Origin of the sequence: Streptomyces sp. NPDC088252 (assembly GCF_044740965.1) — a bacterium.
In the GTDB taxonomy this organism is placed as follows: domain Bacteria; phylum Actinomycetota; class Actinomycetes; order Streptomycetales; family Streptomycetaceae; genus Streptomyces.
Genome location: NZ_JBIURS010000001.1, coordinates 258,926 through 281,634, shown reverse-complemented (window position 1 = coordinate 281,634; position 22,709 = coordinate 258,926). Strand labels below are relative to the sequence as shown.

The 22,709-nt window shown below is 70.3% G+C and carries 18 protein-coding genes; 14 read left to right on the top strand and 4 right to left on the bottom strand.

The annotated features are described in order from the left end of the window. Nucleotides 1-16: 16 nt before the first annotated feature. The 3 genes from ACIOHC_RS01280 to ACIOHC_RS01270 form a co-directional block, all read right to left on the bottom strand. Entirely contained in the window at nt 17-1,528 is a 1,512-nt protein-coding gene (locus tag ACIOHC_RS01280; RefSeq protein ID WP_351082644.1) for a DUF6056 family protein, read from the bottom strand. Between the two features lie 93 nt (nt 1,529-1,621). Next, entirely contained in the window at nt 1,622-3,091 is a 1,470-nt protein-coding gene (locus tag ACIOHC_RS01275; protein WP_401840870.1) for a glycosyltransferase, read from the bottom strand. 225 nt (nt 3,092-3,316) lie between these two features. After that, on the bottom strand, nt 3,317-3,922 hold the full coding sequence (locus tag ACIOHC_RS01270) for a TetR/AcrR family transcriptional regulator (protein ID WP_351082640.1): 606 nt from the start codon (nt 3,920-3,922) through the stop codon (nt 3,317-3,319). A 97-nt stretch (nt 3,923-4,019) separates the two neighbouring features. On the opposite strand from ACIOHC_RS01270, the gene ACIOHC_RS01265 reads away from it, so the two are divergent. The 11 genes from ACIOHC_RS01265 to ACIOHC_RS01215 all read left to right on the top strand — a co-directional run bounded on the left by ACIOHC_RS01265 (nt 4,020) and on the right by ACIOHC_RS01215 (nt 17,431). After that, nucleotides 4,020-5,642, top strand: coding sequence for a carboxyl transferase domain-containing protein (locus tag ACIOHC_RS01265; RefSeq protein ID WP_351082638.1), 1,623 nt, complete (start codon nt 4,020-4,022; stop codon nt 5,640-5,642). Nucleotides 5,643-5,649: 7 nt separating this feature from the next. Continuing rightward, the gene (locus ACIOHC_RS01260; RefSeq protein ID WP_401840868.1) at nt 5,650-7,734 is read left to right on the top strand and encodes an acetyl-CoA carboxylase biotin carboxylase subunit; all 2,085 of its coding nucleotides are present in this window, start codon (nt 5,650-5,652) and stop codon (nt 7,732-7,734) included. Further along, nucleotides 7,731-8,690, top strand: a complete 960-nt coding sequence (locus ACIOHC_RS01255) for a hydroxymethylglutaryl-CoA lyase (protein ID WP_351082635.1) — start codon at nt 7,731-7,733, stop codon at nt 8,688-8,690. Before ACIOHC_RS01260 ends, ACIOHC_RS01255 begins: the two co-directional genes overlap by 4 nt. A 7-nt stretch (nt 8,691-8,697) precedes the next feature. Further along, nucleotides 8,698-9,864, top strand: a complete 1,167-nt coding sequence (locus ACIOHC_RS01250) for an acyl-CoA dehydrogenase family protein (protein WP_401840865.1) — start codon at nt 8,698-8,700, stop codon at nt 9,862-9,864. Nucleotides 9,865-10,127: 263 nt separating this feature from the next. Further along, a complete protein-coding gene (locus tag ACIOHC_RS01245) occupies nt 10,128-10,769 on the top strand; it encodes a GNAT family protein (RefSeq protein WP_351082631.1) in 642 nt (213 codons plus the stop codon). Further along, a complete protein-coding gene (locus tag ACIOHC_RS01240) occupies nt 10,766-11,125 on the top strand; it encodes a hypothetical protein (protein ID WP_351082629.1) in 360 nt (119 codons plus the stop codon). The genes ACIOHC_RS01245 and ACIOHC_RS01240 overlap by 4 nt, the downstream gene beginning before the upstream one ends. A gap of 107 nt (nt 11,126-11,232) precedes the next feature. After that, on the top strand, nt 11,233-12,084 hold the full coding sequence (locus ACIOHC_RS01235; RefSeq protein ID WP_401840862.1) for a siderophore-interacting protein: 852 nt from the start codon (nt 11,233-11,235) through the stop codon (nt 12,082-12,084). 272 nt (nt 12,085-12,356) lie between these two features. Further along, nucleotides 12,357-13,805, top strand: a complete 1,449-nt coding sequence (locus ACIOHC_RS01230; RefSeq protein WP_351082625.1) for an aspartate aminotransferase family protein — start codon at nt 12,357-12,359, stop codon at nt 13,803-13,805. Beyond that, nucleotides 13,789-15,084, top strand: coding sequence for a SidA/IucD/PvdA family monooxygenase (locus tag ACIOHC_RS01225; RefSeq protein WP_351082623.1), 1,296 nt, complete (start codon nt 13,789-13,791; stop codon nt 15,082-15,084). Before ACIOHC_RS01230 ends, ACIOHC_RS01225 begins: the two co-directional genes overlap by 17 nt. Continuing rightward, on the top strand, nt 15,081-15,653 hold the full coding sequence (locus ACIOHC_RS01220) for a GNAT family N-acetyltransferase (RefSeq protein WP_401840859.1): 573 nt from the start codon (nt 15,081-15,083) through the stop codon (nt 15,651-15,653). The genes ACIOHC_RS01225 and ACIOHC_RS01220 overlap by 4 nt, the downstream gene beginning before the upstream one ends. Then, on the top strand, nt 15,653-17,431 hold the full coding sequence (locus tag ACIOHC_RS01215; RefSeq protein ID WP_389635848.1) for an IucA/IucC family protein: 1,779 nt from the start codon (nt 15,653-15,655) through the stop codon (nt 17,429-17,431). Before ACIOHC_RS01220 ends, ACIOHC_RS01215 begins: the two co-directional genes overlap by 1 nt. Nucleotides 17,432-17,541: 110 nt before the next feature. On the opposite strand, the gene ACIOHC_RS01210 is transcribed toward ACIOHC_RS01215, so the two are convergent. After that, the gene (locus ACIOHC_RS01210) at nt 17,542-19,176 is read right to left on the bottom strand and encodes a beta-N-acetylhexosaminidase (RefSeq protein ID WP_365692388.1); all 1,635 of its coding nucleotides are present in this window, start codon (nt 19,174-19,176) and stop codon (nt 17,542-17,544) included. A gap of 131 nt (nt 19,177-19,307) precedes the next feature. On the opposite strand from ACIOHC_RS01210, the gene ACIOHC_RS01205 reads away from it, so the two are divergent. From ACIOHC_RS01205 to glmS, 3 genes are all read left to right on the top strand, one after another. Then, nucleotides 19,308-20,228 carry a DUF4429 domain-containing protein gene (locus ACIOHC_RS01205; RefSeq protein WP_401840857.1) on the top strand — a complete coding sequence of 307 codons (921 nt, stop codon included), beginning with the start codon at nt 19,308-19,310 and terminating at the stop codon, nt 20,226-20,228. Nucleotides 20,229-20,354: 126 nt separating this feature from the next. Beyond that, the gene (locus ACIOHC_RS01200) at nt 20,355-20,630 is read left to right on the top strand and encodes a hypothetical protein (RefSeq protein WP_093900391.1); all 276 of its coding nucleotides are present in this window, start codon (nt 20,355-20,357) and stop codon (nt 20,628-20,630) included. Between the two features lie 43 nt (nt 20,631-20,673). Next, nucleotides 20,674-22,503 (top strand): glutamine--fructose-6-phosphate transaminase (isomerizing), encoded by a 1,830-nt coding sequence (gene glmS / locus ACIOHC_RS01195; protein ID WP_351073242.1) that lies wholly within the window; start codon nt 20,674-20,676, stop codon nt 22,501-22,503. Nucleotides 22,504-22,709 lie beyond the last annotated feature (206 nt).

Here is a 22,709-nt window from a genome sequence, read left to right as displayed (position 1 = left end):
CGGACGGACCGGCCGCTCAGGGAAGGCGGGTCGAGTACGTGATCTTCTTCAGGTGGTAGTACTTGGCGACGCACTGCGCCGGCCACTGGTTCTTGCCGTGGTTGCCGAACGGCTCCCCCATCCCGCTGACCGACACCGGTGTGTACGGAAGCACCTGGGCACCGCGCGCCGCCTGGGTCCGCAGGAAGTGGTCCTGACGGTCCCAGCGCTGGGCGCGCACGTCCATCTTCCGCTCCAGCTGGAGCAGCGGAACCGCCAGGCCGACGCAGGCCAGGGCGCACACGGCGCCCGCGGCCACGGCCGTCGCCGTACGGATCCCCCATCGGCGGGCCCGCAAGGCCCGTCCCAGCAGCGCGCCGATGCCGACCAGGAGCATCACGTACAGCAGGAGGAAGTCGCCCCAGACGCGGGACGCGACCACCACGCTCGCCCCGAAGGCCGGGTAGGCGACGACGGTGCAGAGGTAGCCGGAGACCAGGAAGGTGAGGCATCCGGTGAGCACCAGGAGGAAGGGCCTGCGGCGCAGGGATCCGGCCGGCCCGTTCGTTCCCTGTCCGGCGCCTCGCACCAGCAGGCCCAGCAGTACGCCGACGGCGACCGCTCCCACGTACTGCCAGGTCGTGAGGATCGTCCCCAGGATGTGCCCGAACGCCCGCAGCCCCGTGGTCAGCGCCTCCGGGCCGAACATGGAGGAGCTGTCGGCGCCGAACCGTGCGCGCCGGGAGCGTGCGCCGGGCGACATGTACAGGATGGCCGAGCCGACCGCCACTCCGGCGAAGGCGAACGCGCACCAGAAGCGCGCGTGGGTCCGGCCGGTGCCGGGAGCCATCCAGCGGCTGAGCAGCAGCGCGGCGGCGAGCACGACGAACGCGACGACCGCCGTCTCCTCCGACAGCGTGCCGATGAAGACGCCGACGACGAAGGCGATGCCCACCGCGAAGTCGCGTCCCCGCCCGGTCCGCGCACGCAGCATCGGGATCACGGCCGCGCAGGCCAGCACCGGTGACACGGTGTGCGAGACGGAGGAGGCGGGCCAGTAGAACGCCTTGTACGGGTTGGGCGACGCGAAGAAGAAGACCACCGCCGTCATCGCGCCCACCAGCAGCGCGAGACCGCGCGGCGCGGTCAGTCGGGCCCTGCGGAGCGCGGAGGCGGTCAGCGCCCAGAGGATGCCCAGCATGAGCACGCCGCTGACCAGGGCGAACCACCGATGGCCCGCGACACCGAAGGATCCGTACGCGATGACCAGCAAGGCGTTGGCGATGCGGCCGTTGTCGTGGAGGAAGAACTTCGCGATCATCCCGGAGGCGCCGTCGTCCCGTACGACCGGGAGGAAGCACCAGTCGTCCCCTCCCGGGCGGACCAGGCGGCCGATCCAGAAGGCCGCGCCGAGCAGGGTGAGCGGCACCAGGGTGAGGGCCACCGTCCAGAGCGACGCCCACCGCCGCGCGGGGCCCGGACGGGCCCCCTGGGGGGACTCCTCGTTCTCCTTCTGTGCGTCAGCGGTCTTGGACGTGTCGGCGGTCATGTGCACTGGTGCCCTTCGTACGTTGCTCGCGTCTTGCGCGCCGAGAGGTTCAGGCGGTGTGGATGCAGGGGTGGGGGTGCGGGAGGTGCGGGTTCAGGGGATGGGGTGCCGGGCGGGGCTCTCGGCCGGGCCGGTGCTCTGCCGGGCCAGGGCGGCGCCCGAGTCGATGGCCCAGCGGGCGAGCAGGAACGAGAAGGGGGTGGCGAGGATTCCCGCGGCCACGGCGGCGATGTTCTTGTCCATGCCGAGCCCGCTCACGCCGAGGTAGAGCAGAGCGCCGGTGAGCACGAGATTGACGACGCTCGACAGGGGATACCGGACGAAGGCCTGCCAGGTCGGCTTCGTACGGCAGGTGATGTACGAGTTGAGCAGGAACGATCCCACGATGCTGACCGCGTATCCGATGACGTGCGCGGCAAGATAGGGAATCCAGGTGTTCAATGAGACGTACACCGCCAGGTATACCGCCGTATTGACGACGCCGATCATCCCGAAAATGATGAACTGACGTACGGTCCGGAATCTGGACGCCCCGATCGCGGTCGATCCGGTGCGCCCCGCGAACGGCCTCCTGACCCCGGTGGCGGGCGGGTCCGAACGGACCTCTGCCGGAATGTCGACCGGTGGGACGTGCGGGGATTCATCCGTTTCGCGCACCACGTAGTGGGGGCGGCGTTTCACCTCGTAGTAGATGCGTCCCACGTACTCGCCGATGATGCCGAGCGTGGCGAGCTGGATTCCGCCGAGCGCCACGACGGCCGTCAGCAGGGTGGTGTAGCCGGGCACGCCGACACCGTGCAGGGCGACTTCGGTGATGATCCACAGGGCGTATCCCAGCGCGGCCAGCGCGAGTGCCAGGCCGGCGTGGATGGCCAGACGCAGCGGGCGGCTGTTGAACGAGATCAGTCCGTCGATCCCGTAGTTGAGCAGCCGTCGGCCGCCCCACTTCGAGCGTCCCGCCGCACGCTGGGTGTTCTGGTAGGTGAAGCTGACGGTGTCGAAGCCGATCCAGGAGAAGATCCCCTTGGAGAACCGGTTGGTCTCGGGCATCGCGAGCACGGCGTCCACCGCGTTGCGCGACAGCAGCCTGAAGTCGCCCTCGCCGTCGACGACCTCGACGTCCATGCACCGGCCCATCGCCCGGTAGTAGGCGGCGCTGAGAACGGTGCGCAGGGCGCCTTCGCCCGTGCGGTCCCGCCGCGCGACGACCTGGTCGTAGCCGCGCCGCCGCAGCTCCAGCATGCGGGGCAGCAGTTCGGGCGGGTGCTGGAGGTCGGCGTCCATGAGGACGACGGCGTCGCCGCGGGACATGCGCAGCCCCGCGAGCATGGCGGCCTCCTTGCCGAAATTGCGGCTGAATGAGGTGTAGCGGACTCGTCGGTCCGCAGTGGCGAGCGATCCGATCCGGATCCTGGTCCGGTCACTGCTGCCGTCGTCGACATAACAGATCTCGAAGGTCCGCCGCGTCGGTTCGAGGACGGAGATCAGTGCACGGTGAAATGCGTCGATCACCTCGTCCTCGTTGAAGCAGGGGACTACGACCGAAACCTGACATGTTTTCATTTGAATTCCCCATCAGGCGTGGGCGATACAGCTCAAACCATATGCCTGAGGGTCACCGCGACACTCCGACCTGCGGAGCCCGCCGAGGAAAAGGAAGGAGAATTTGAGGAGCCGCTTCTCCCTTTTACATCAATTCATATGTTCAAAGGGTCGGCGGAAACGGTGCCGCGCGGGGATGACGACACATCCGCCGGAGGCGCCACGGCCGTGCGCCACGGCCGGGCCCTACGCCCGTGCGGCCGCCTCGAAGGCCCCGCGCGCCAGCCGGTGCAGCAGCGCCGCCGTGTCCGCGCGGTCCGGCTGCGCGCCGGGGCGGCCCAGGTGCGGGGTCGAGTTCAGGAGCCCGAAGACGGCGTGGACGGCGGCGCGGGCCTCGTGCTCGGGCAGCTCCGGATACAGCTCGCGGACCACCTCCACCCACACCTCGACGTACTGCCGCTGGAGCTGGCGGACCCGCTTGCGGTCGGCCTCCCGGAGGCGGTCCAGCTCGCGGTCGTGGAGGGTGATCAGGGGGCGGTCGTCGAGGGCGAAGTCGATGTGCCCCTCGATGAGCGCATCGAGCAGGGCCTGCGGGGAGCCGTCCCCGCAGGCCGCGTCCTCCGACACGCGCAGCCGCCCGCCCGCCAGCAGCCGCTCGCTGATGCCGACCAGCAGTTCGGCGAGCATCGCGTCCTTGCCGGGGAAGTGCCGGTAGAGGCCGGGGCCGCTGATCCCGACGGCGGCACCTATCTCGTCGACGCCGACGCCGTGGAAGCCGCGCTCGGCGAAGAGGCGGGCGGCCTCCTTGAGGATCTGCTCGCGGCGAGTGGGGGCGTCGGTCCTGGTGGTCATGGATTCGATTCTAGACAGGCGGGTTAGCGGTCGTTAACCTGAAGGAAGACGTTAACGCTCATTAACCACTGCGGTACGGGCAAGGGGGCTCGACACGATGCAGCAGGCACCGGTGCTGGCGAGCGCGGCCGATCCCGCCTCCGAGGCCTGGCAGGCCAACGAGGCGGCGCATCACGCGCTCGCCGACGAGCTGCGCAAGCGGCTCGCCACGGCCAGGCTCGGCGGGGGTGAGAGGGCCCGCGCCCGGCATGTGGCGCGCGGCAAGCTGCTGCCCAGGGACCGGGTGGACACCCTGCTCGACGCGGGGTCGCCGTTCCTGGAGCTGGCCCCGCTGGCGGCCGAGGGGCTGTACGGGGGCGCCGCCCCGGCGGCCGGGGTGATCGCGGGGATCGGCCGGGTCAGCGGGCGGGAGTGCGTGATCGTCGCCAATGACGCCACCGTCAAGGGCGGCACGTACTACCCGATGACCGTGAAGAAGCACCTCCGCGCCCAGGAGGTGGCCCTGGAGAACCGGCTGCCCTGTCTGTATCTCGTCGACTCGGGCGGGGCCTTCCTCCCGATGCAGGACGAGGTCTTCCCGGACCGGGAGCACTTCGGGCGGATCTTCTACAACCAGGCCCGGATGTCGGGGGCCGGGATCCCGCAGATCGCGGCGGTGCTGGGGTCGTGCACGGCCGGCGGGGCGTACGTCCCCGCGATGAGCGACGAGGCCGTGATCGTACGGAACCAGGGCACGATCTTCCTGGGCGGTCCGCCGCTGGTGAAGGCCGCGACCGGTGAGGTCGTGACGGCCGAGGAGCTGGGCGGCGGCGAGGTGCACTCCCGTACGTCGGGGGTGACCGACCACCTCGCCGAGGACGACGCGCACGCGCTGCGGATCGTGCGGAACATCGTGGCCACGCTGCCGGAGCGCGGGACGCTTCCGTGGCCGGTGCGGCCGGCCGAGGAGCCGAAGGTCGATCCCGCCGGGCTGTACGGGGCCGTCCCGGTCGATTCCCGGACGCCGTACGACGTACGGGAGGTGATCGCCCGGGTGGTGGACGGCTCGCGGTTCGCCGAGTTCAAGGCGGAGTACGGGACGACGCTGATCACCGGCTTCGCCCACATCCACGGCCACCCCGTCGGCATCGTCGCCAACAACGGCATTCTGTTCTCCGAGTCCGCCCAGAAGGGCGCCCACTTCATCGAGCTGTGCGACCAGCGCGGCATTCCGCTGGTCTTCCTGCAGAACATCTCGGGCTTCATGGTGGGGCGCGACTACGAGGCGGGCGGCATCGCCAAGCACGGCGCCAAGATGGTGACGGCGGTCGCCTGCACCCGTGTGCCGAAGCTGACGGTGGTGGTCGGCGGTTCCTACGGAGCGGGCAACTACTCGATGTGCGGGCGGGCCTACTCGCCGCGCTTCCTGTGGATGTGGCCGAACGCGAAGATCTCCGTCATGGGCGGCGAGCAGGCCGCGTCCGTCCTCGCGACGGTCAAGCGCGACCAGCTGGGCGACGACTGGAGCTCGGCGGACGAGGAGGCCTTCAAGGCCCCGATCCGCGAGCAGTACGAGACCCAGGGCAACGCGTACTACGCCACGGCCCGGCTCTGGGACGACGGTGTGATCGACCCGATGGAGACCCGGCAGGTGCTGGGGCTCGCCCTGACCGCGTGCGCCAACGCCCCGCTCCCCCAGAAGGACCCTGCGGCGCCCGGCTTCGGCGTCTTCCGGATGTGAGGAACAGATGACGATGTTCGACACCGTTCTTGTCGCCAACCGCGGCGAGATCGCGGTACGTGTCATCCGTACGCTGCGCGAGCTCGGCGTCCGCTCGGTCGCCGTCTTCAGCGACGCGGACGCGGACGCCCGGCATGTACGGGAGGCCGACACGGCGGTACGGATCGGGCCCGCGCCCGCCTCGATGAGCTATCTGAGCGTGCCCGCGCTGCTGGACGCGGCCCGTCGCAGCGGCGCGCAGGCCGTCCATCCCGGGTACGGGTTCCTCGCCGAGAACGCGGGCTTCGCGCGGGCGTGCGCGGAGGCGGGGCTGGTGTTCATCGGTCCGCCCGCCGACGCCATCTCGCTGATGGGCGACAAGATCCGGGCCAAGGAGACGGTCGCGGCGGCCGGCGTGCCGGTGGTGCCCGGCTCGTCGGGGAGCGGGCTCAGCGATGCCCAGCTGGGCGACGCCGCCCGTGAGATCGGGACACCGGTGCTGCTGAAGCCCTCGGCGGGCGGCGGCGGCAAGGGCATGCGGCTGGTACGCGACGCGACGCTGCTCGCGGACGAGATCGCCGCCGCCCGGCGTGAGGCACGGGCCTCGTTCGGCGACGACACGCTGCTCGTGGAGCGGTGGATCGACCGGCCCCGGCACATCGAGATCCAGGTCCTGGCGGACACCCACGGCAACGTGGTCCACCTCGGTGAGCGCGAGTGCTCGCTCCAGCGCCGCCACCAGAAGATCATCGAGGAGGCGCCGTCCGTCCTGCTCGACGAGGAGACCAGGGCGGCGATGGGCGAGGCGGCCGTCCAGGCGGCCCGCAGCTGCGGATACGTGGGCGCGGGCACGGTGGAGTTCATCGTCCCGGGCAACGACCCCGCCTCGTACTACTTCATGGAGATGAACACCCGCCTCCAGGTCGAGCACCCGGTCACCGAGCTGATCACCGGCCTCGACCTGGTGGAGTGGCAGCTCAGGGTCGCGGCGGGCGAGCGGCTCCCCTACGCACAGCAGGACATCGGGCTCACCGGACACGCGATCGAGGCCCGGATCTGTGCGGAGGACCCGTCCCGCGGATTCCTGCCGTCCGGCGGCACGGTGCTCGCGCTGCACGAGCCGCAGGGCAACGGCGTACGGACGGACTCCGGGCTCGGCGCGGGCGGCGAGGTCGGCAGCCTGTACGACCCGATGCTGTCGAAGGTCATCGCGTACGGCCCCGACCGCGCCGCCGCCCTGCGTCGGCTGCGTGCGGCGCTCGCGGACACGGTGATCCTCGGCGTCCCGACGAACGCCGGCTTCCTGCGCCGGCTGCTCGCCCACCCGGCCGTGGTGGCCGGCGATCTGGACACCGGTCTGGTGGAGCGCGAGGTCGACGGGCTGGTGCCGGAGGGGGTGCCCGAGGAGGTCTACGCGGCGGCGGCACTGCTGCGGCAGGGCGTACCGGCGTCCGAGCCCGCCGCGGCCTGGGTGGATCCCTTCTCGGTGGCGAACGGCTGGCGGCTGGGCGGTACCCCGGCCCGCACGGTGCGCCACTTCCGGCTGCCGGGCCACGACCCCGTCCAGGTCTCGCTGCGCACCTGCCCGGCGGGCACCGAGCTGACGTTCGGCCATGTCGGGGAGGGCGCGCAGCCGCCGGAGCCCGCGACGGGCGCCTGCGGTCCGCTGGCCCCGATGCCCGGCGGCAGGGAGACGGCGAAGACGGTGGAGCTGACCGCGCACCGGATCGTCATCGAACTCGCCGGTGTCACCCACACGTTCGCCCACGCGGCCTCGTCGGAGGGAACCTGGCTCGGCCGCGACGGCGACACCTGGCACGTCCAGTACCACGACCCGGTGGAGGCGGCGCTGGCCGGTGCCGCCCGTTCCGGGGCGGACACGCTCGCCGCGCCCATGCCCGGCACCGTCACCGTCGTGAAGGTGGCGGTCGGGGACGAGGTCGTGGCCGGTCAGAGCCTGCTCGTCGTCGAGGCGATGAAGATGGAGCACGTCATCTCCGCCCCGCACGCCGGGACCGTGACCGAGCTCGATGTCATCGCGGGTGCCACGGTCGCCATGGACCAGGTCCTGGCCGTGGTGGCACCGACCGGAGCTCCCGGGGAGGACGCATGACACCCCGCACCCTGCCCATGACCGTGCCCGCCCAGGACCTTCCCCCACGGGTGCGCGTCCACGAGGTCGGCGCCCGCGACGGGCTGCAGAACGAGAAGGCGGTCGTGCCGACCGAGGTGAAGGCGGAGTTCATCCACCGCCTCGCCGCGTCGGGCCTGACCACCATCGAGGCGACCAGCTTCGTGCACCCGAAGTGGGTGCCCCAACTGGCCGACGCGGAAGACCTGTTCCCGCGTCTGGGAGACATCGGGGATGTCGCCCTGCCCGTGCTCGTACCGAACGAACGCGGACTGGACCGGGCGCTCGCGCTCGGCGCCCGCCGCATCGCCGTGTTCGGCTCGGCGACCGAGACGTTCGCCGCCCGCAATCTCAACCGCACCGTCGACGAGTCGCTCGCCATGTTCGAACCGGTCGTCGCACGGGCCAAGGCCGACAAGGCGCATGTCCGCGGCTATCTGTCGATGTGCTTCGGCGACCCGTGGGAGGGGCCCGTCCCCGTCCACCAGGTCGTCCGGGTCGCCAAGGCGCTGATGGACCTCGGCTGCGACGAACTCTCCCTCGGCGACACCATCGGCGTCGCCACCCCCGGCCATGTGCGGGACCTCCTCTCCGAGTTGAACGAGGAGGGCGTGCCCACCGACACCATCGGCGTGCACTTCCACGACACGTACGGCCAGGCCCTCTCCAACACTCTCGCCGCGCTCCAGCACGGTGTGACCACCGTGGACGCCTCCGCGGGCGGCCTCGGCGGCTGCCCGTACGCGAAGAGCGCGACCGGGAACCTCGCCACCGAAGACCTCGTGTGGATGCTCGACGGCCTCGGCATCGAAACCGGGGTCGACCTCGACGCGCTCACCGCCACCAGCGTGTGGCTCGCCGAACAGCTGGGCCGACCCAGCCCGTCCCGTACCGTCCGCGCGCTCTCGGTGCGTTCGACCCAGTCCCACAAGGAGTGACACTGCCATGTCCCTGGACCACCGGCTGACCGCCGAGCACGAGGAACTGCGCCGCACCGTCGAGGAGTTCGCGCACGACGTGATCGCCCCGAAGATCGGCGACTTCTACGAGCGCCATGAGTTCCCGTACGAGATCGTGCGGGAGATGGGACGGATGGGCCTGTTCGGGCTGCCGTTCCCCGAGGAGTACGGCGGCATGGGCGGCGACTATCTCGCCCTCGGGATCGCCCTGGAGGAACTGGCCCGCGTCGACTCGTCCGTGGCGATCACGCTGGAGGCCGGGGTCTCGCTCGGCGCGATGCCCGTGTACCACTACGGCACGGAGGATCAGAAGCGGCAGTGGCTGCCGAAACTCTGCGCGGGCGAGGCGCTCGGCGCGTTCGGCCTGACCGAGCCGGACGCCGGTTCGGACGCGGGCGGCACCCGCACGACGGCGGTGCGCGACGAGGCGACGGGCGAGTGGGTGATCAACGGCTCCAAGTGCTTCATCACCAACTCCGGCACGGACATCACGGAACTGGTCACGGTCACGGCGGTGACCGGCCACAAGGAGAACGGCGCCCCGCTGATCTCCTGCATCATCGTGCCGTCCGGCACCCCCGGCTTCACGGTCGCCGCCCCGTACTCCAAGGTCGGCTGGAACGCCTCGGACACCCGCGAGCTGTCCTTCTCCGACGTCCGCGTGCCCCTGGGGAACCTGCTGGGCGAGGAGGGACGCGGCTACGCCCAGTTCCTGCGCATCCTGGACGAGGGCCGGATCGCCATCGCCGCCCTGTCCACGGGCCTGGCACAGGGCTGTGTGGACGAGTCGGTGAAGTACGCCAAGGAGCGCCACGCCTTCGGAAGGCCGATCGGCGCCAACCAGGCCATCCAGTTCAAGATCGCGGACATGGAGACGCGGGCGCACATGGCCCGGGTCGGCTGGCGTGACGCGGCCTCGCGCCTGGTGGTGGGCGAACCGTTCAAGAAGGAGGCGGCCATCGCGAAGCTGTACTCGTCCTCGGTGGCGGTGGACAACGCCCGCGAGGCGACCCAGATCCACGGCGGCTACGGCTTCATGAACGAGTACCCGGTGGCCAGGATGTGGCGCGACTCCAAGATCCTGGAGATCGGCGAGGGCACGAGCGAGGTACAGCGGATGCTGATCGCCCGGGAGCTGGGACTGCCCGCCTGACGTATGGGTGACCACGGGGGCGGTTCCCGATTCCGGGACCGCCCCCGTGCGGCGCCCGGCGCCGCGGCCGGCCCCTGCCGCCGGGGCCCGGGTGCGGGAGCCTGATGCCGAGCCGGTCTCCTGGAAAAGCCCCGGTGGTCCGCTTCGCCGCACCCGGGGCGCAGGCCGGGGCGCCGTGGGCATCGATCCGACCCGCCGTCACCACGACCTCACCAGGCAGTAATCGTTCGACAGCACCCGGACCGGGGCGGCAGGGTCGGTCCATGAAGCCACAGCACTGGCCCCTGTACGGGCTCCTCCTCCGCACGCCGCGTCTGGAACTCCGCCTTCCGGACCTGGAGTTGCTGGACGAGCTCGCGTCGGTCGCCGTCGACGGAGTGCATCCGCCGGCCGAGATGCCGTTCACCGCCCCCTGGACCGACGCGCCGCCGGCCGAGCGCGGGAAGGCCGTGTTCCAGCACGTGCTGGCCACCGTCGCCGACTGGTCCGTGCGGAACTGGGCGTTGAGCCTCGCCGTGCTGTACGAGGGGAAGGTGGTCGGGCGGCAGGACGTGATGGCGAAGGACTTCGCCGTCACCGGTGAGGTGAGCACCGGATCGTGGCTGGGTCTCGCTCATCAGGGCCGGGGCATCGGCACCGAGATGCGGGCCGCCGCCCTGCATCTGGCCTTCGCCGGACTCGGCGCCCGGACCGCCGTCTCGGCCGCGATGACCGACAACCCGCGTTCGCTGGGCGTCTCGCGGCGACTGGGCTATCTGCCGGACGGGCTGGAGGCCGCCGCGGTACGGGGTGCGCCCGTCACCCTGCAACGGCTGCGGCTGGACCGGGACCGCTGGGAGGAGCACCGGGCCGTCGACGTCACCGTCGAGGGGCTCGACGGCTGCCGGAAGGAGTTCGGGGCGTGACGCTGTCGGTGCACACCTTCGTCTACGACGAGCACGGCCGATCGCGTCTTCTGGACGCCCCGGAGGACGGCAGCGACATGGCCGGGACCGAGATCTGCCGGACCACGTTGTGGGGATCGGACGCCGCGCGGACGCTCGGCGCCCGGTTCCTCCCGGAGCTGGCCACCGGAGATCTGTACGTGGAGCCGGAGGACGTCGTCGACTTCCTCGCCGAGTGCGAACTGCTGCACCGAAACGCCGCGACGCTCGCCGGAGGCGACGACGCCCGACGAGACTACGTGGTGGCCCGGCTCGCCAACATCACCCGCGCCGCCCTGCGGGCACGGGCGGTGGGCGGCGGGGTGCTGGTCTGGTGAGCGGTCGGGGAGCCCTCGAATGTTCAATGAGGTTAGGCTAACCTTCCTTCGAACACACCGGCGGCCGAATCCCGGCTTCGCTTCCTGTTCCCGGGAGGACCCCCCGCATGACGACGTCCGTCGCACCCCCCATCGCCCCCTTCCGGTTCTTCGACCTGACCGTCCTGCGGACCCGGCGGCTCGGACCCTCCATGCTCCGGGTCACCTTCGGCGGCCCGGGACTGGACGGCTTCGCCGCCGGGGGCCGCGACCAGAGCCTGTCGCTGTTCCTGCCGCACCCCGGCCAGGCGGAACCAATCGTTCCGGTCGGCGAGGACGGCAACTGGTTCGCCACCTGGCGCGCCCTTCCGGAGAACGTACGGGCCGTCATGCGGTCGTACACCGTGCGCGCCCAGCGCCACACGCCCGACAGAGCGACCGAGATCGACATCGACTTCGCACTGCACGGGGACGGCGGCCCCGCATGCCGCTGGGCCGCCACCGCCTCCCCCGGCGCCCCGCTCAAGGCACTGGGCCCGGCCGTCGAGGACAACACCGCCGTCCGCTTCCGTCCACCGCAGGACACCGACTGGGTGTTGATCTGGGCCGACGAGACCGCCCTGCCCGCCGCGTCCGCCGCCCTGGAGTGGTTGCCGGCCGGCATGAGGGCCCGGGTCTGGCTGGAGGTCCAGCACACCGAGGACCGCCAGGCCCTCAACACCGCGGCGGCGGCCCGGATCAGCTGGCTCGTCCGGGACGAGGGGGCACCCTCCGCCCTGGAGGCCGTCCGGGCGGCCGAGCTGCCCGAGGGGACGCCGTACGTCTGGATCGCGGGCGAGTCGTCGCAGGTGCGGGCAGTGCGCCGCCATCTCGTACAGGAACGCCGGTTCGACCGCAGGCGCGTGACGTTCGTCGGGTACTGGCGGCGCGGGATGAGCGAGGAGCAACTGCGCGAGACGGCGACGGCCGCAAACCACTAGGCCCACATCCGGCCGCCACGGCCGCGGACCGTCGTACGCCTCGGAGCACGGGCCACAGCGCACCCGGGAACGGAGCCGCAGCCCGCGCCGCGCGCGGGCCGGAAGCGGCCATCCCCTACGCACGAATCGGACAACCTCCGCGCGACCCGGGGGCGAGGGAACAACCCGATGGAAAGTTAGGTTAGGCTAACTTTACTTCAACATCGGGCCCTCGCCCCCTCCTTCTGCCCTGAGGGCCGATGAAGTTTCCCCGCATCCGGGAGGACCCCTTCATGCGTTCGCACCTGCTCAACGACACGACCGCGGAGCACTACCGGCGCTCCGTGACCGCAGGAGTCGAACGGGTCGCAGCCAAACTCGCCGCCACAGACCGGCCGTTCACCGGTATCTCCGTCGACGAGCTCACTCCCGTCGTTGACGCGATCGATCTGGACCGGCCGCTGGGCGATGCGTCCGCCGCCCTCGACGAGCTCGACCGCGTCTACCTCCGTGACGCCGTCTACTTCCATCACCCCCGCTATCTGGGCCACCTCAACTGCCCGGTTGTCATTCCCGCCGTACTCGGCGAGGCCGTGCTCTCGGCCGTCAACTCCTCGCTGGACACCTGGGACCAGAGCGTCGGAGGCACCCTGATCGAGCGCCGTCTGATCGACTGGACCGCGGGCCGGATCGGGCTCGGCCCGGCCGCCGACGGCATCTTCACCAGCGGCGGCACGCAGTCCAATCTGCAGGCCCTGCTGCTCGCCCGCGAAGAGGCCAAGACGCCGCCCCACCACTTCACCCGGCTGCGCGTCCTCACCTCGGAATGCAGCCACTTCAGCGTCCAGAAGTCGGCGAAACTCCTCGGTCTCGGACCGGACTCGGTCGTACCCGTCCCCGTCGACCAGAACAAGCGCATGCAGGCCGTGGCGCTGGCCCGCGCCCTGGAACAGTGCGTCGCCGAAGGTGCCGTACCGATGGCGGTCGTCGCCACCGCGGGCACCACCGACTTCGGATCCATCGATCCGCTGCCCGAGATCGCCGCGCTCTGCCGGCAGTTCTCCACCTGGCTGCACGTCGACGCCGCGTACGGCTGCGGGCTGCTCGCCTCGCCCACGCGCCGGCACCTCCTCGACGGCATCGAGCACGCCGACTCCGTCACCGTGGACTACCACAAGTCCTTCTTCCAGCCGGTGAGTTCGTCCGCCGTGCTGGTCCGCGACCGGGCCTCGCTGCGCCATGCCACGTACCACGCCGAGTACCTCAACCCGCAGCGGATGGCCGTCGAACGCATCCCCAACCAGGTGGACAAGTCGCTGCAGACCACCCGCAGATTCGACGCGCTGAAACTGTGGATGACGCTGCGTGTGATGGGCGCGGACGGTGTCGGCCGGCTCTTCGACGAGGTCTGCGACCTGGCCGCCGAGGGCTGGCGGCTGCTGGCCGCCGATCCGCGCTTCGACGTCGTCGTGGAGCCGCGGCTCTCCACGCTGGTGTTCCGCTACATCCCGTCCGGCGTCACCGCGCCCATCGAGATCGACCGGGCCAATCTCCACGCCCGCAAGGCGCTCTTCGCCTCCGGCGAGGCCGTCGTCGCCGGCACGAAGGTCGGTGGCCGCCAGTACCTGAAGTTCACCCTGCTCAACCCCGAAACGACCGCGCTGGACATCGCCGCGGTACTCGACCTGATCTCCGGCCACGCCGAGCAGTACCTGGGAGACTCCCTTGACCGCGCTTGCTGAACCCCGTGATTCCGGCGGCCCCCACGACTTCATCGGGATCGGGCTCGGCCCGTTCAATCTGGGGCTCGCCTGTCTGACCGAGCCGATCGACGAACTGAACGGGGTGTTCCTGGAGTCCAAGCCGGACTTCGAATGGCACTCCGGGATGTTCCTCGAAGGCGCCCATCTCCAGACGCCGTTCATGTCGGACCTGGTCACGATGGCCGACCCGACGTCGCCGTACTCCTTCCTGAACTATCTGAAGGAGCGCGGGCGGCTGTACTCCTTCTACATCCGGGAGAACTTCTACCCACTGCGGACCGAGTACAACGACTACTGCCGCTGGGCCGCCGCCGAACTGAGCAGCGTCCGCTTCGACGAGACCGTCGAGTCGGTCACCTACGACGAGGACGGCGCGCTCTACACCGTCCGCACCGCCACCGGCGGCGTCTTCCGCGCCCCGCGGCTCGTGCTGGGCACAGGCACTTCCCCGTACATCCCGGACGCCTGTCAGGGACTGGGGGGCGACCACCTCCACAACTCCCGTTACCTGGAAGGGAAAGCGGCTCTACAGGCGAAGAAGTCCATCACTCTCGTCGGCAGCGGACAGAGCGCGGCCGAGATCTATTACGACCTGCTCTCCGAGATCGATGTGCACGGCTACCGGCTGAACTGGGTGACGCGCTCGCCCCGGTTCTTCCCGCTGGAGTACACCAAGCTGACGCTGGAGATGACCTCCCCGGAGTACGTCGACTACTTCCACGCCCTGCCCGAGGAGACCCGCTACCGGCTGGAGTCCGGACAGAAGGGCCTCTTCAAGGGCATCGACGGCGAGCTGATCGACGCGATCTTCGACCTGCTCTACCAGAAGAACCTGCCCGGTCCGGTGCCGACCCGACTGCTGACCAACTCCTCGTTGAACACCGTGAGTCACGACGAGAGCAACGGTACGTACACGCTGGGCCTGCACCAGGAGGAACAGGGCAAGGACTACACCCTCACCACCGAGGGCCTGATCCTCGCCACCGGCTACCGCTACCGCCCGCCCGCATTCCTCAAGGGCATCGACGACCGGTTGCGCCGGGACGGGCGGGGCCGCTTCGACGTGGCCCGCAACTACTCCATCGACACCACCGGCCACGGCGTCTTCCTGCAGAACGCGGGCACGCACACCCACTCGATCACCTCACCCGACCTGGGCATGGGCGCCTACCGCAACGCGTACATCATCGGCGAGCTGCTCGGCCGTGAGTACTACCCCGTCGAGAAGTCCATCGCCTTCCAGGAGTTCGCCGTATGAGCCCGCAGAACCGTGCCGGCGCCGGGCACACCGCCCTCGGCGCCTTCTCCGTCCGCGCCCTCGACCCCCTCGCCGACGCCGAACTGGTGCACGGCTGGGTCACCCACCCCAAGGCCGCCTTCTGGCTGATGGGCGACGCGGAGCTCCAGGATGTCGAGCGGGAGTACATGGCGATCGCCGCCCACCCGCACCACGACGCCTTCATCGGACTGCACGACGGGGAGCCGGCCTTCCTGATGGAGCGGTACGACCCCGCCGAGGTCGAACTCAAAGGGCTGTACGAGGCCGAGCCCGGTGACATCGGGATGCACTTCCTGGTCGCCCCGGCCGACACCCCGCTGCACGGCTTCACGCTGGGTGTGATCACCGCCGTGATGCGGACGCTGTTCGCCGACCCGTCCGTACACCGGGTGGTCGTCGAACCCGATGTGCGCAACAGCGCGGTGCACGCGCTCAACAAGGCGGTCGGCTTCGAGGTGCTGGGCGAAATGGCCAAGCCGGAGAAGAACGCCCTGCTCAGCGCCTGCACACGGGAACAGTTCGCCGCAGCGACCGGAGGCCCGGCCTGATGTCCGCCGTCATCGACAGCGTCGCCCACCTCACCCCGGAGCACTGGGCCACCGCCAACCGGCTGCTGATCCGCAAGGCCCTCGCCGAGTTCAGCCACGAGCGGCTGCTGACCCCCACGCCGCTCGGCGACGACCGCTACGCGGTGCGCAGCGACGACGCGGCGACCGAGTACCGCTTCACCGCGCGGCTCTTCGCCCTCGACCACTGGCAGGTCGAACCGGACTCCATATCCCGTCACCGGCACGGCTCCGAACTACCTTTGGACGCGGGTGAGTTCTTCGTCGAGCTGCGCTCCGCACTCGGCCTCTCGGCGGAGATCCTGCCGGTCTATCTGGAGGAGATCTCCTCCACCCTGGCCGGCACCGCGTACAAACTGACCAAGCCTCCCGTCACCTCCGCCGAACTGGTGCGGGCCGGGTTCCAGGCGATCGAGACCGGCATGACCGAGGGCCACCCCTGCTTCGTCGCCAACAACGGGCGGCTCGGCTTCGGTGTGGACGAGTACCGGGCGTACGCCCCCGAGGCCGCGTCCGGCATCCGTCTGGTTTGGCTCGCCGCCCGCCGCAGCCGCGCCACCTTCACCGCGGGCGCCGGGCTCGACTACGGAACGCTGATCGCGGGCGAGCTGGGCGAGGAGACCCTGGCCCGGTTCGCGGCCACGATGTCCGGCCTCGGACTCGACCTCGACGACCACCTGCTGATCCCCGTCCACCCCTGGCAGTGGTGGAACAAGCTGGCCGTCACCTTCGCCGGGGAACTCGCGCAGCGGCATCTGGTCTGCCTGGGCGAGGGCGAGGACACCTATCTCGCCCAGCAGTCCATCCGTACTTTCTTCAACACCAGTGCGCCGGAGCGGCATTATGTGAAGACGGCACTGTCCGTCCTCAACATGGGGTTCATGCGCGGGCTCTCCGCCGCGTACATGGAGGCCACCCCCGCGATCAACGACTGGCTGGCCGAGCTGATCGAGCGCGACGAACTGCTGCGCGGGGCGCGCTTCTCGATCGTCCGGGAGCGGGCGGCCGTCGGCTACCACCACCGGACGTACGAGGCGGCCACCACCAAGGGCTCGCCCTATCTGAAAATGCTCGCCGCGCTGTGGCGGGAGAGCCCCGTCCCCGGCCTGGCACCCGGCGAGCAGGTCGCGACCATGGCCTCGCTGCTCCACACCGACCACGAGGGCCACTCCGTCGCCGCCGCGCTGATCGCCGAGTCGGGGCTGGCGCCCGCGGTGTGGCTGCGCCATTACCTGGACGCCTACCTGGTGCCGGTGCTGCACAGCTTCTACGCGTACGACCTGGTGTTCATGCCGCACGGTGAGAACGTCATTCTCGTCGTCGAGGACGGGGTCGTACGGCGCACGGTCTTCAAGGACATCGCCGAGGAGATCGCCGTCATGGACCCGGACGCGGTGCTGCCGCCGCGGGTCGAGCGGATCCGGGTCGAGGTCCCCGAGGGCATGAAGCTGCTCTCGGTCCTCACCGATGTCTTCGACTGCTTCCTGCGCTTCCTGGGCGCGGGGCTGGCGAGCGAGGACGTCCTCGACGAAGAGACGTTCTGGCGGACGGTCGCGGAATGCGTCAGCGGGTACCAGGAGTCGGTGCCGTATCTCGCCGAGAAGTTCAAGCAGTACGACATGTTCACCCAGGAGTTCGCGCTGTCCTGCCTGAACCGGCTCCAGTTGCGGAACAACAGGCAGATGGTCGATCTGGCCGATCCGTCGGGGGCGCTGCAGCTGGTCGGCACGTTGCGGAACCCGATCGCCGGACGAGCCTGACGGCCTCGCCCACGATTGGCAGTGACGCCGCTGACAATCGCGGGCGAAGCCGTGGGACCGGGGCCGTCCGGCGACCGTCACGTGACGGTCGCCGGACGGCTCCGGTCACCTCACTCCGCGGCCCAGGGAACCTGCGGAGCCCGGTAGTAGTTGATGCCGAGCGCCGAGAACCTCGGCCCCTGCGCACCCAACCGCACCTTGTACGTCTCCCAGTCGTGCGTGGCCGCGGGCGACCAACCCAGCTCCGCCACGCCGGGAAGCCGCGGGAACGCCATCTGTTCGATCTCGTCGCTGTTGGTCAGGGTCTCCGACCAGAGCGGCGCCTCGACACCGAGGACGGAGCCCTCCGGGGCCCCGTCGAGGTACGTCGCCGGGTTCCAGTCGTAGGAGCGCTGGGTGGAGACGTAGCCGGCCCAGGCCAGTCCCAGCTTCGTGTCCTTGTCGTACTTCATGTCGAGGTAGCTCCGGTCCGCCGGGGACAGCACCAGCTTCGTGCCGTTCACGGCGGCGTCCGCCACCTGCTTGCGCTCGGCCGCGCCCGTCCGGTCGTAACCCCAGTACTGGGCGACCGCGCCCTTGACCGGCGTGCCCCCGGTCAGCTGGTGCCAGCCGATCACGGTCTTGCCGTACTTGCCGACGATGGCCTGCGCCTTGTCCATGAAGGCCACGTAGTCCGCGTGACTGGTGGAGTGCGCCTCGTCGCCGCCGATGTGGAGGTACTTTCCGGGGGTGAGCGCGGCCAGCTCACGGATCACGTCGTCCACGAATTCGTACGTGACGGCCTTGGGGACGCAGAGCGAGCTGAAACCGACAGCGGTGCCGGTGTAGAGCGGCGGCGCGACACCGTCGCAGTTCAGCTCCGCGTACGAGGCGAGTGCCGCGTTGGTGTGGCCGGGCAGGTCGATCTCCGGCACGACCTCCAGATAACGGGAGGACGCGTATCGGACGATCTCCTTGTAGTCGCTCTTCGTGTAGTAGCCGCCGACTCCCCCGCCGACCTCGGTCTGTCCTCCGTACGTGGCGAGCCGCGGCCAGGAGTCGATGGCGATGCGCCAGCCCTGGTCGTCGGAGAGATGCAGATGGAGCTTGTTCATCTTGTAGAGGGCGAGCTGATCGATGTAGCGCTTGACCTCGGCCACGGAGAAGAAGTGCCGCGAGACGTCCAGCATGGCGCTCCGGTACGCGTAGCGGGGCGCGTCCTCGACCGTGCCGCCCGCGACCTTCCACGGGCCCTTCTGGCGGCTGCCCTTCTCCACGTCGGCCGGGAGCAGCTGGCGCAGCGTCTGCACGCCGTGGAAGAGCCCTGCCGGGCCGCGCGCGGTGATGGTGACCGAGCCGCGGTTCGACTTCAGCGTGTAGCCCTCGGCACCCGTCCCCTTGTCGTGGGAGTCGAGCCGGAGCCGGATGCCGTCGCCGCCCCGGCCGGTGACCGGCAGGGCGTACCCGGTGGACGGGCGGAGCACGCCCGCCAGGTAGTCGCCGATCTTCCGGGCCTCGCGGGAGTCGCCCTCGACGCGGATCCTGGTGTCCGCGGTGATGGTGTACGGAGTGCCGCCGGGCTTCGCCCCGGCGGGGGCGGGCACTATCTGCCCGAGCGGACGGGGCGTTGCGGCCGTGGCCGGGCCACCGCTCGCCGCGTGCCCTTGCGGCGCCGCGCCGACACTGGAGATACCGGCCGCCGTGACGAGCAGCAGCGAGCCGAGAAGACGGGGAAGAGCGATGCGCTGTGTCCTGTGCAGTCTCACAAGCCGGGTCCCTTTCGACGGGTTCACACCTGTGGATCTCCTGACCGAACCATCACCATGCGTATCGCCTGCCCCACGGACGGTCAAGGTGTAGACCACTTCCCCGTTATGCGGCTGAGAGAATCCGGCTCATGGCGGAAATAATCCAGCGCGACGGGACATGGACGTTCGACGGCGAGACGGTGCGGATCGTGCCGGGCGGAGGCAAGGGCATCCATCCCCTCCGGCAGGAGCTGGGCGAACGAGTCGTCCCGCTCCGGGCCCTGGCGGGCATCTCCTTCGAACCCGGCCGCAAGGGCGGCCGGCTGCGACTGCGGCTGCGCGACGGCGCGTGCCCGGTCCTGCGCGCCGCGGAGGGCAGGCTCAAGGACGCCTCGGATCCGTACCAGCTGGCCGTGGAGAAGGACCGCAGTGGAGTGGCGGAGTACTTCGTCGGCGAGGTGCGCAACGCCCTGCTGATCGATCAGGTGCCCACCGGTCCGACGGACGGCTTCCTGCTGCCGGGACCCGCCGTGCCGGTGGCCGGGGGCGGTGGGGACGGCACGGCCTCGTTCGACGGGGAGACCGTTCGCCTCACCTGGAACTGGAAGGCCGAGGAGGTCAAGAGCTCGGCCGGCCCGGTCGCCTTCCCGGTGTCGGAGGTGACCGGGGTGCACTGGATGCCCGCCATCGGTCTGGAGAACGGGCATCTGCGCTTCGTGCGGGGCACGGCCACGGCTCCGGCCCCGGCGGCCGAGTTCGACCCGTACTCGCTGGATCTGTGGGGACTGTCCAGGAAGGAGTACACGGCGGCGCTGGTCGCGGCGGCGGTACTGGTCCGGCTGCCGGGCGCGACGACGAAGGAGGCCGGAGCCGGGGCCGGAGCCGCGCGGCCCGCGGAGATCCCGGCCCCTGCCCCGGCCGGACCGGCGACGCCCGCCCCCGCGCCGCCCTCGGACGACCACGATGCGCTCCTGCGCCGGCTGCGGGAACTCGGTGAGCTGCGTCAGGCCGGGATCCTCACCGACGACGAGTTCACCGCCGCCAAGCAGGCCGTCCTGAAGCGTCTGTGAATGGCAGGCGTCCCGATGCACTCATGGATCACCTCCGAGCCCGCCCGAGAGCGCAATCACACCCAGGCCTGCCCGATATCGGGCAGAATTGTTGCGTAAGCGCTCCGCCCACCGCAATATCAACGAGTGCTCGAACGCCGCTCGTCGCATGACGACCTCATCGATCACCTGGTGCGTAGCACCGCGCTCCAGCGCGGCGAGGCCGCCAGGGTGGTCCTCGACGTGCTGGCGTACTTCGACGAGACGACCGACGACTTCGTCCGCCGCCGCCACCGCGAACTGCAGTCCGGCGGCCTGGTGAACGCGGAGATCTTCGAGCGGATCGCGGCCGAGCTGCCGCACCGGGCGGTCGCGCCGCCGGAGCTCTCGCTCCGCCAGCTGCGCCGCATCGTCTACGGCTGAGCAACGAGCACCACAGGTACGTCGATGGAGGGGCAGAGACTCTATGTGCGGAATCGTCGGGTATATCGGGAAGCGTGATGTGGCCCCGCTGCTGCTGGAAGGGCTGCAGCGGCTGGAGTACCGGGGTTACGACTCCGCGGGCATCGTCATCACCGGCAAGGCGTCGGCCGGGAAGCCCGCCGCCCTGAAGATGGTCAAGGCGAAGGGCCGGGTCCGCGAGCTGGAGGCCCGTGTCCCCAAGCGTTTCACCGGCACCACCGGTATCGCCCACACCCGCTGGGCCACCCACGGCGCCCCGAGCGACGAGAACGCGCACCCGCACCTGGACGCCGACAACAGGGTCGCCGTCGTCCACAACGGCATCATCGACAACGCCGACGAGCTGCGTGCGAAGCTCGTCGCCGACGGCGTCGTCTTCCTCTCCGAGACCGACACCGAGGTGCTGGTCCACATGATCGCCCGCGCCCAGGCGGACACCCTGGAGGAGAAGGTCCGCGAGGCGCTGCGCTCGGTCGAGGGCACGTACGGCATCGCCGTCATGCACGCCGACTTCAACGACCGCATCGTGGTCGCCCGCAACGGCTCCCCGGTCGTCCTCGGCATCGGCGAGAAGGAGATGTTCGTCGCCTCCGACGTCGCCGCGCTGGTCGCCCACACCCGTCAGGTCGTCACCCTCGACGACGGCGAGATGGCCACCCTCAAGGCCGACGACTTCCGTACGTACACGACGGAGGGTTCGTCCACGACGGCCACGCCGACCACCGTGGAGTGGGAGGCCGAGTCGTACGACATGGGCGGCCACGACACGTACATGCACAAGGAGATCTCCGAGCAGGCCGACGCCGTCGACCGGGTGCTTCGCGGCCGGATCGACGACCGTTTCGCCACCGTGCACCTGGGCGGGCTCAACCTGGACGCCCGCGAGGCGCGCGGGGTCCGCCGGATCAAGATCCTGGGCTGCGGCACCTCGTACCACGCGGGCCAGATCGGCGCGCAGCTGATCGAGGAGCTGGCCCGTATCCCCGCGGACGCCGAGCCCGCCTCGGAGTTCCGTTACCGCAACCCGGTCGTCGACCCGGACACGCTGTACGTCGCGGTCTCCCAGTCCGGTGAGACGTACGACGTGCTGGCCGCCGTCCAGGAGCTCAAGCGCAAGGGCGCCCGAGTGCTCGGTGTCGTCAACGTGGTGGGTTCGGCGATCGCCCGGGAGGCCGACGGTGGTACGTACGTCCACGCCGGCCCCGAGGTCTGCGTCGTCTCCACCAAGTGCTTCACGAACACGGTCGTCGCGTTCGCGCTGCTCGCCCTGCACCTGGGCCGGATCCGGGATCTGTCGGTCGCCGACGGCAAGCGGATCATCGACGGACTGCGCAGGCTGCCCGCCCAGATCAGCGAGATCCTGGCGAACGAGGACGAGATCAAGGAGATGGCGGCCCAGTACGCGGACGCCAAGTCGATGATGTTCATCGGCCGGGTACGCGGCTACCCCGTCGCCCGTGAGGCCTCGCTGAAGCTCAAGGAGGTCTCGTACATCCACGCGGAGGCGTACCCCGCCTCCGAACTGAAGCACGGGCCGCTGGCGCTGATCGAGCCCGCGATGCCGACCGTCGCGATCGTGCCGGACGACGATCTGCTGGAGAAGAACCGCGCCGCGATGGAGGAGATCAAGGCCCGCAGCGGCCGCATCCTCGCCGTCGCCCACCAGGTGCAGGAGAAGGCCGACCACACCATCGTCGTGCCGAAGAACGAGAACGAGCTGGACCCGATCCTGATGGGCATCCCGCTCCAGCTCTTCGCGTACCACACGGCGCTGGCCATGGGCCGTGACATCGACAAGCCGCGCAACCTGGCGAAGTCCGTCACCGTCGAGTAGCGCCCCGCACGGGCCGTGCCCGGCAGAGCGGCCCCGTACCCACCGCCGTCGCGGGTACGGGGCCGCTCCCGTGCGGGCCGCCGCCTGCCCCAGGGGCCCGTCGTCCCGATCCCGCCGGACCCGCGTGCCGGTCCGGCCCGGTCCGGACAAGAACCCCTTGCGCACCGGCCCGGCCGCCGTCACGCCGTCCACGACCCCGGTGTGAC

Excerpts from the sequence above, each read along its gene's own strand:
- ACIOHC_RS01280 (WP_351082644.1), bottom strand. The coding sequence starts at position 1,528 with ATGACCGCCGACACGTCCAAGACCGCTGACGCACAGAAGGAGAACGAG.
- ACIOHC_RS01275 (WP_401840870.1), bottom strand. The coding sequence starts at position 3,091 with ATGAAAACATGTCAGGTTTCGGTCGTAGTCCCCTGCTTCAACGAGGAC.
- ACIOHC_RS01270 (WP_351082640.1), bottom strand. The coding sequence starts at position 3,922 with ATGACCACCAGGACCGACGCCCCCACTCGCCGCGAGCAGATCCTCAAG.
- ACIOHC_RS01265 (WP_351082638.1), top strand. The coding sequence starts at position 4,020 with ATGCAGCAGGCACCGGTGCTGGCGAGCGCGGCCGATCCCGCCTCCGAG.
- ACIOHC_RS01260 (WP_401840868.1), top strand. The coding sequence starts at position 5,650 with ATGACGATGTTCGACACCGTTCTTGTCGCCAACCGCGGCGAGATCGCG.
- ACIOHC_RS01255 (WP_351082635.1), top strand. The coding sequence starts at position 7,731 with ATGACACCCCGCACCCTGCCCATGACCGTGCCCGCCCAGGACCTTCCC.
- ACIOHC_RS01250 (WP_401840865.1), top strand. The coding sequence starts at position 8,698 with ATGTCCCTGGACCACCGGCTGACCGCCGAGCACGAGGAACTGCGCCGC.
- ACIOHC_RS01245 (WP_351082631.1), top strand. The coding sequence starts at position 10,128 with ATGAAGCCACAGCACTGGCCCCTGTACGGGCTCCTCCTCCGCACGCCG.
- ACIOHC_RS01235 (WP_401840862.1), top strand. The coding sequence starts at position 11,233 with ATGACGACGTCCGTCGCACCCCCCATCGCCCCCTTCCGGTTCTTCGAC.
- ACIOHC_RS01230 (WP_351082625.1), top strand. The coding sequence starts at position 12,357 with ATGCGTTCGCACCTGCTCAACGACACGACCGCGGAGCACTACCGGCGC.
- ACIOHC_RS01220 (WP_401840859.1), top strand. The coding sequence starts at position 15,081 with ATGAGCCCGCAGAACCGTGCCGGCGCCGGGCACACCGCCCTCGGCGCC.
- ACIOHC_RS01215 (WP_389635848.1), top strand. The coding sequence starts at position 15,653 with ATGTCCGCCGTCATCGACAGCGTCGCCCACCTCACCCCGGAGCACTGG.
- ACIOHC_RS01205 (WP_401840857.1), top strand. The coding sequence starts at position 19,308 with ATGGCGGAAATAATCCAGCGCGACGGGACATGGACGTTCGACGGCGAG.
- glmS (WP_351073242.1), top strand. The coding sequence starts at position 20,674 with ATGTGCGGAATCGTCGGGTATATCGGGAAGCGTGATGTGGCCCCGCTG.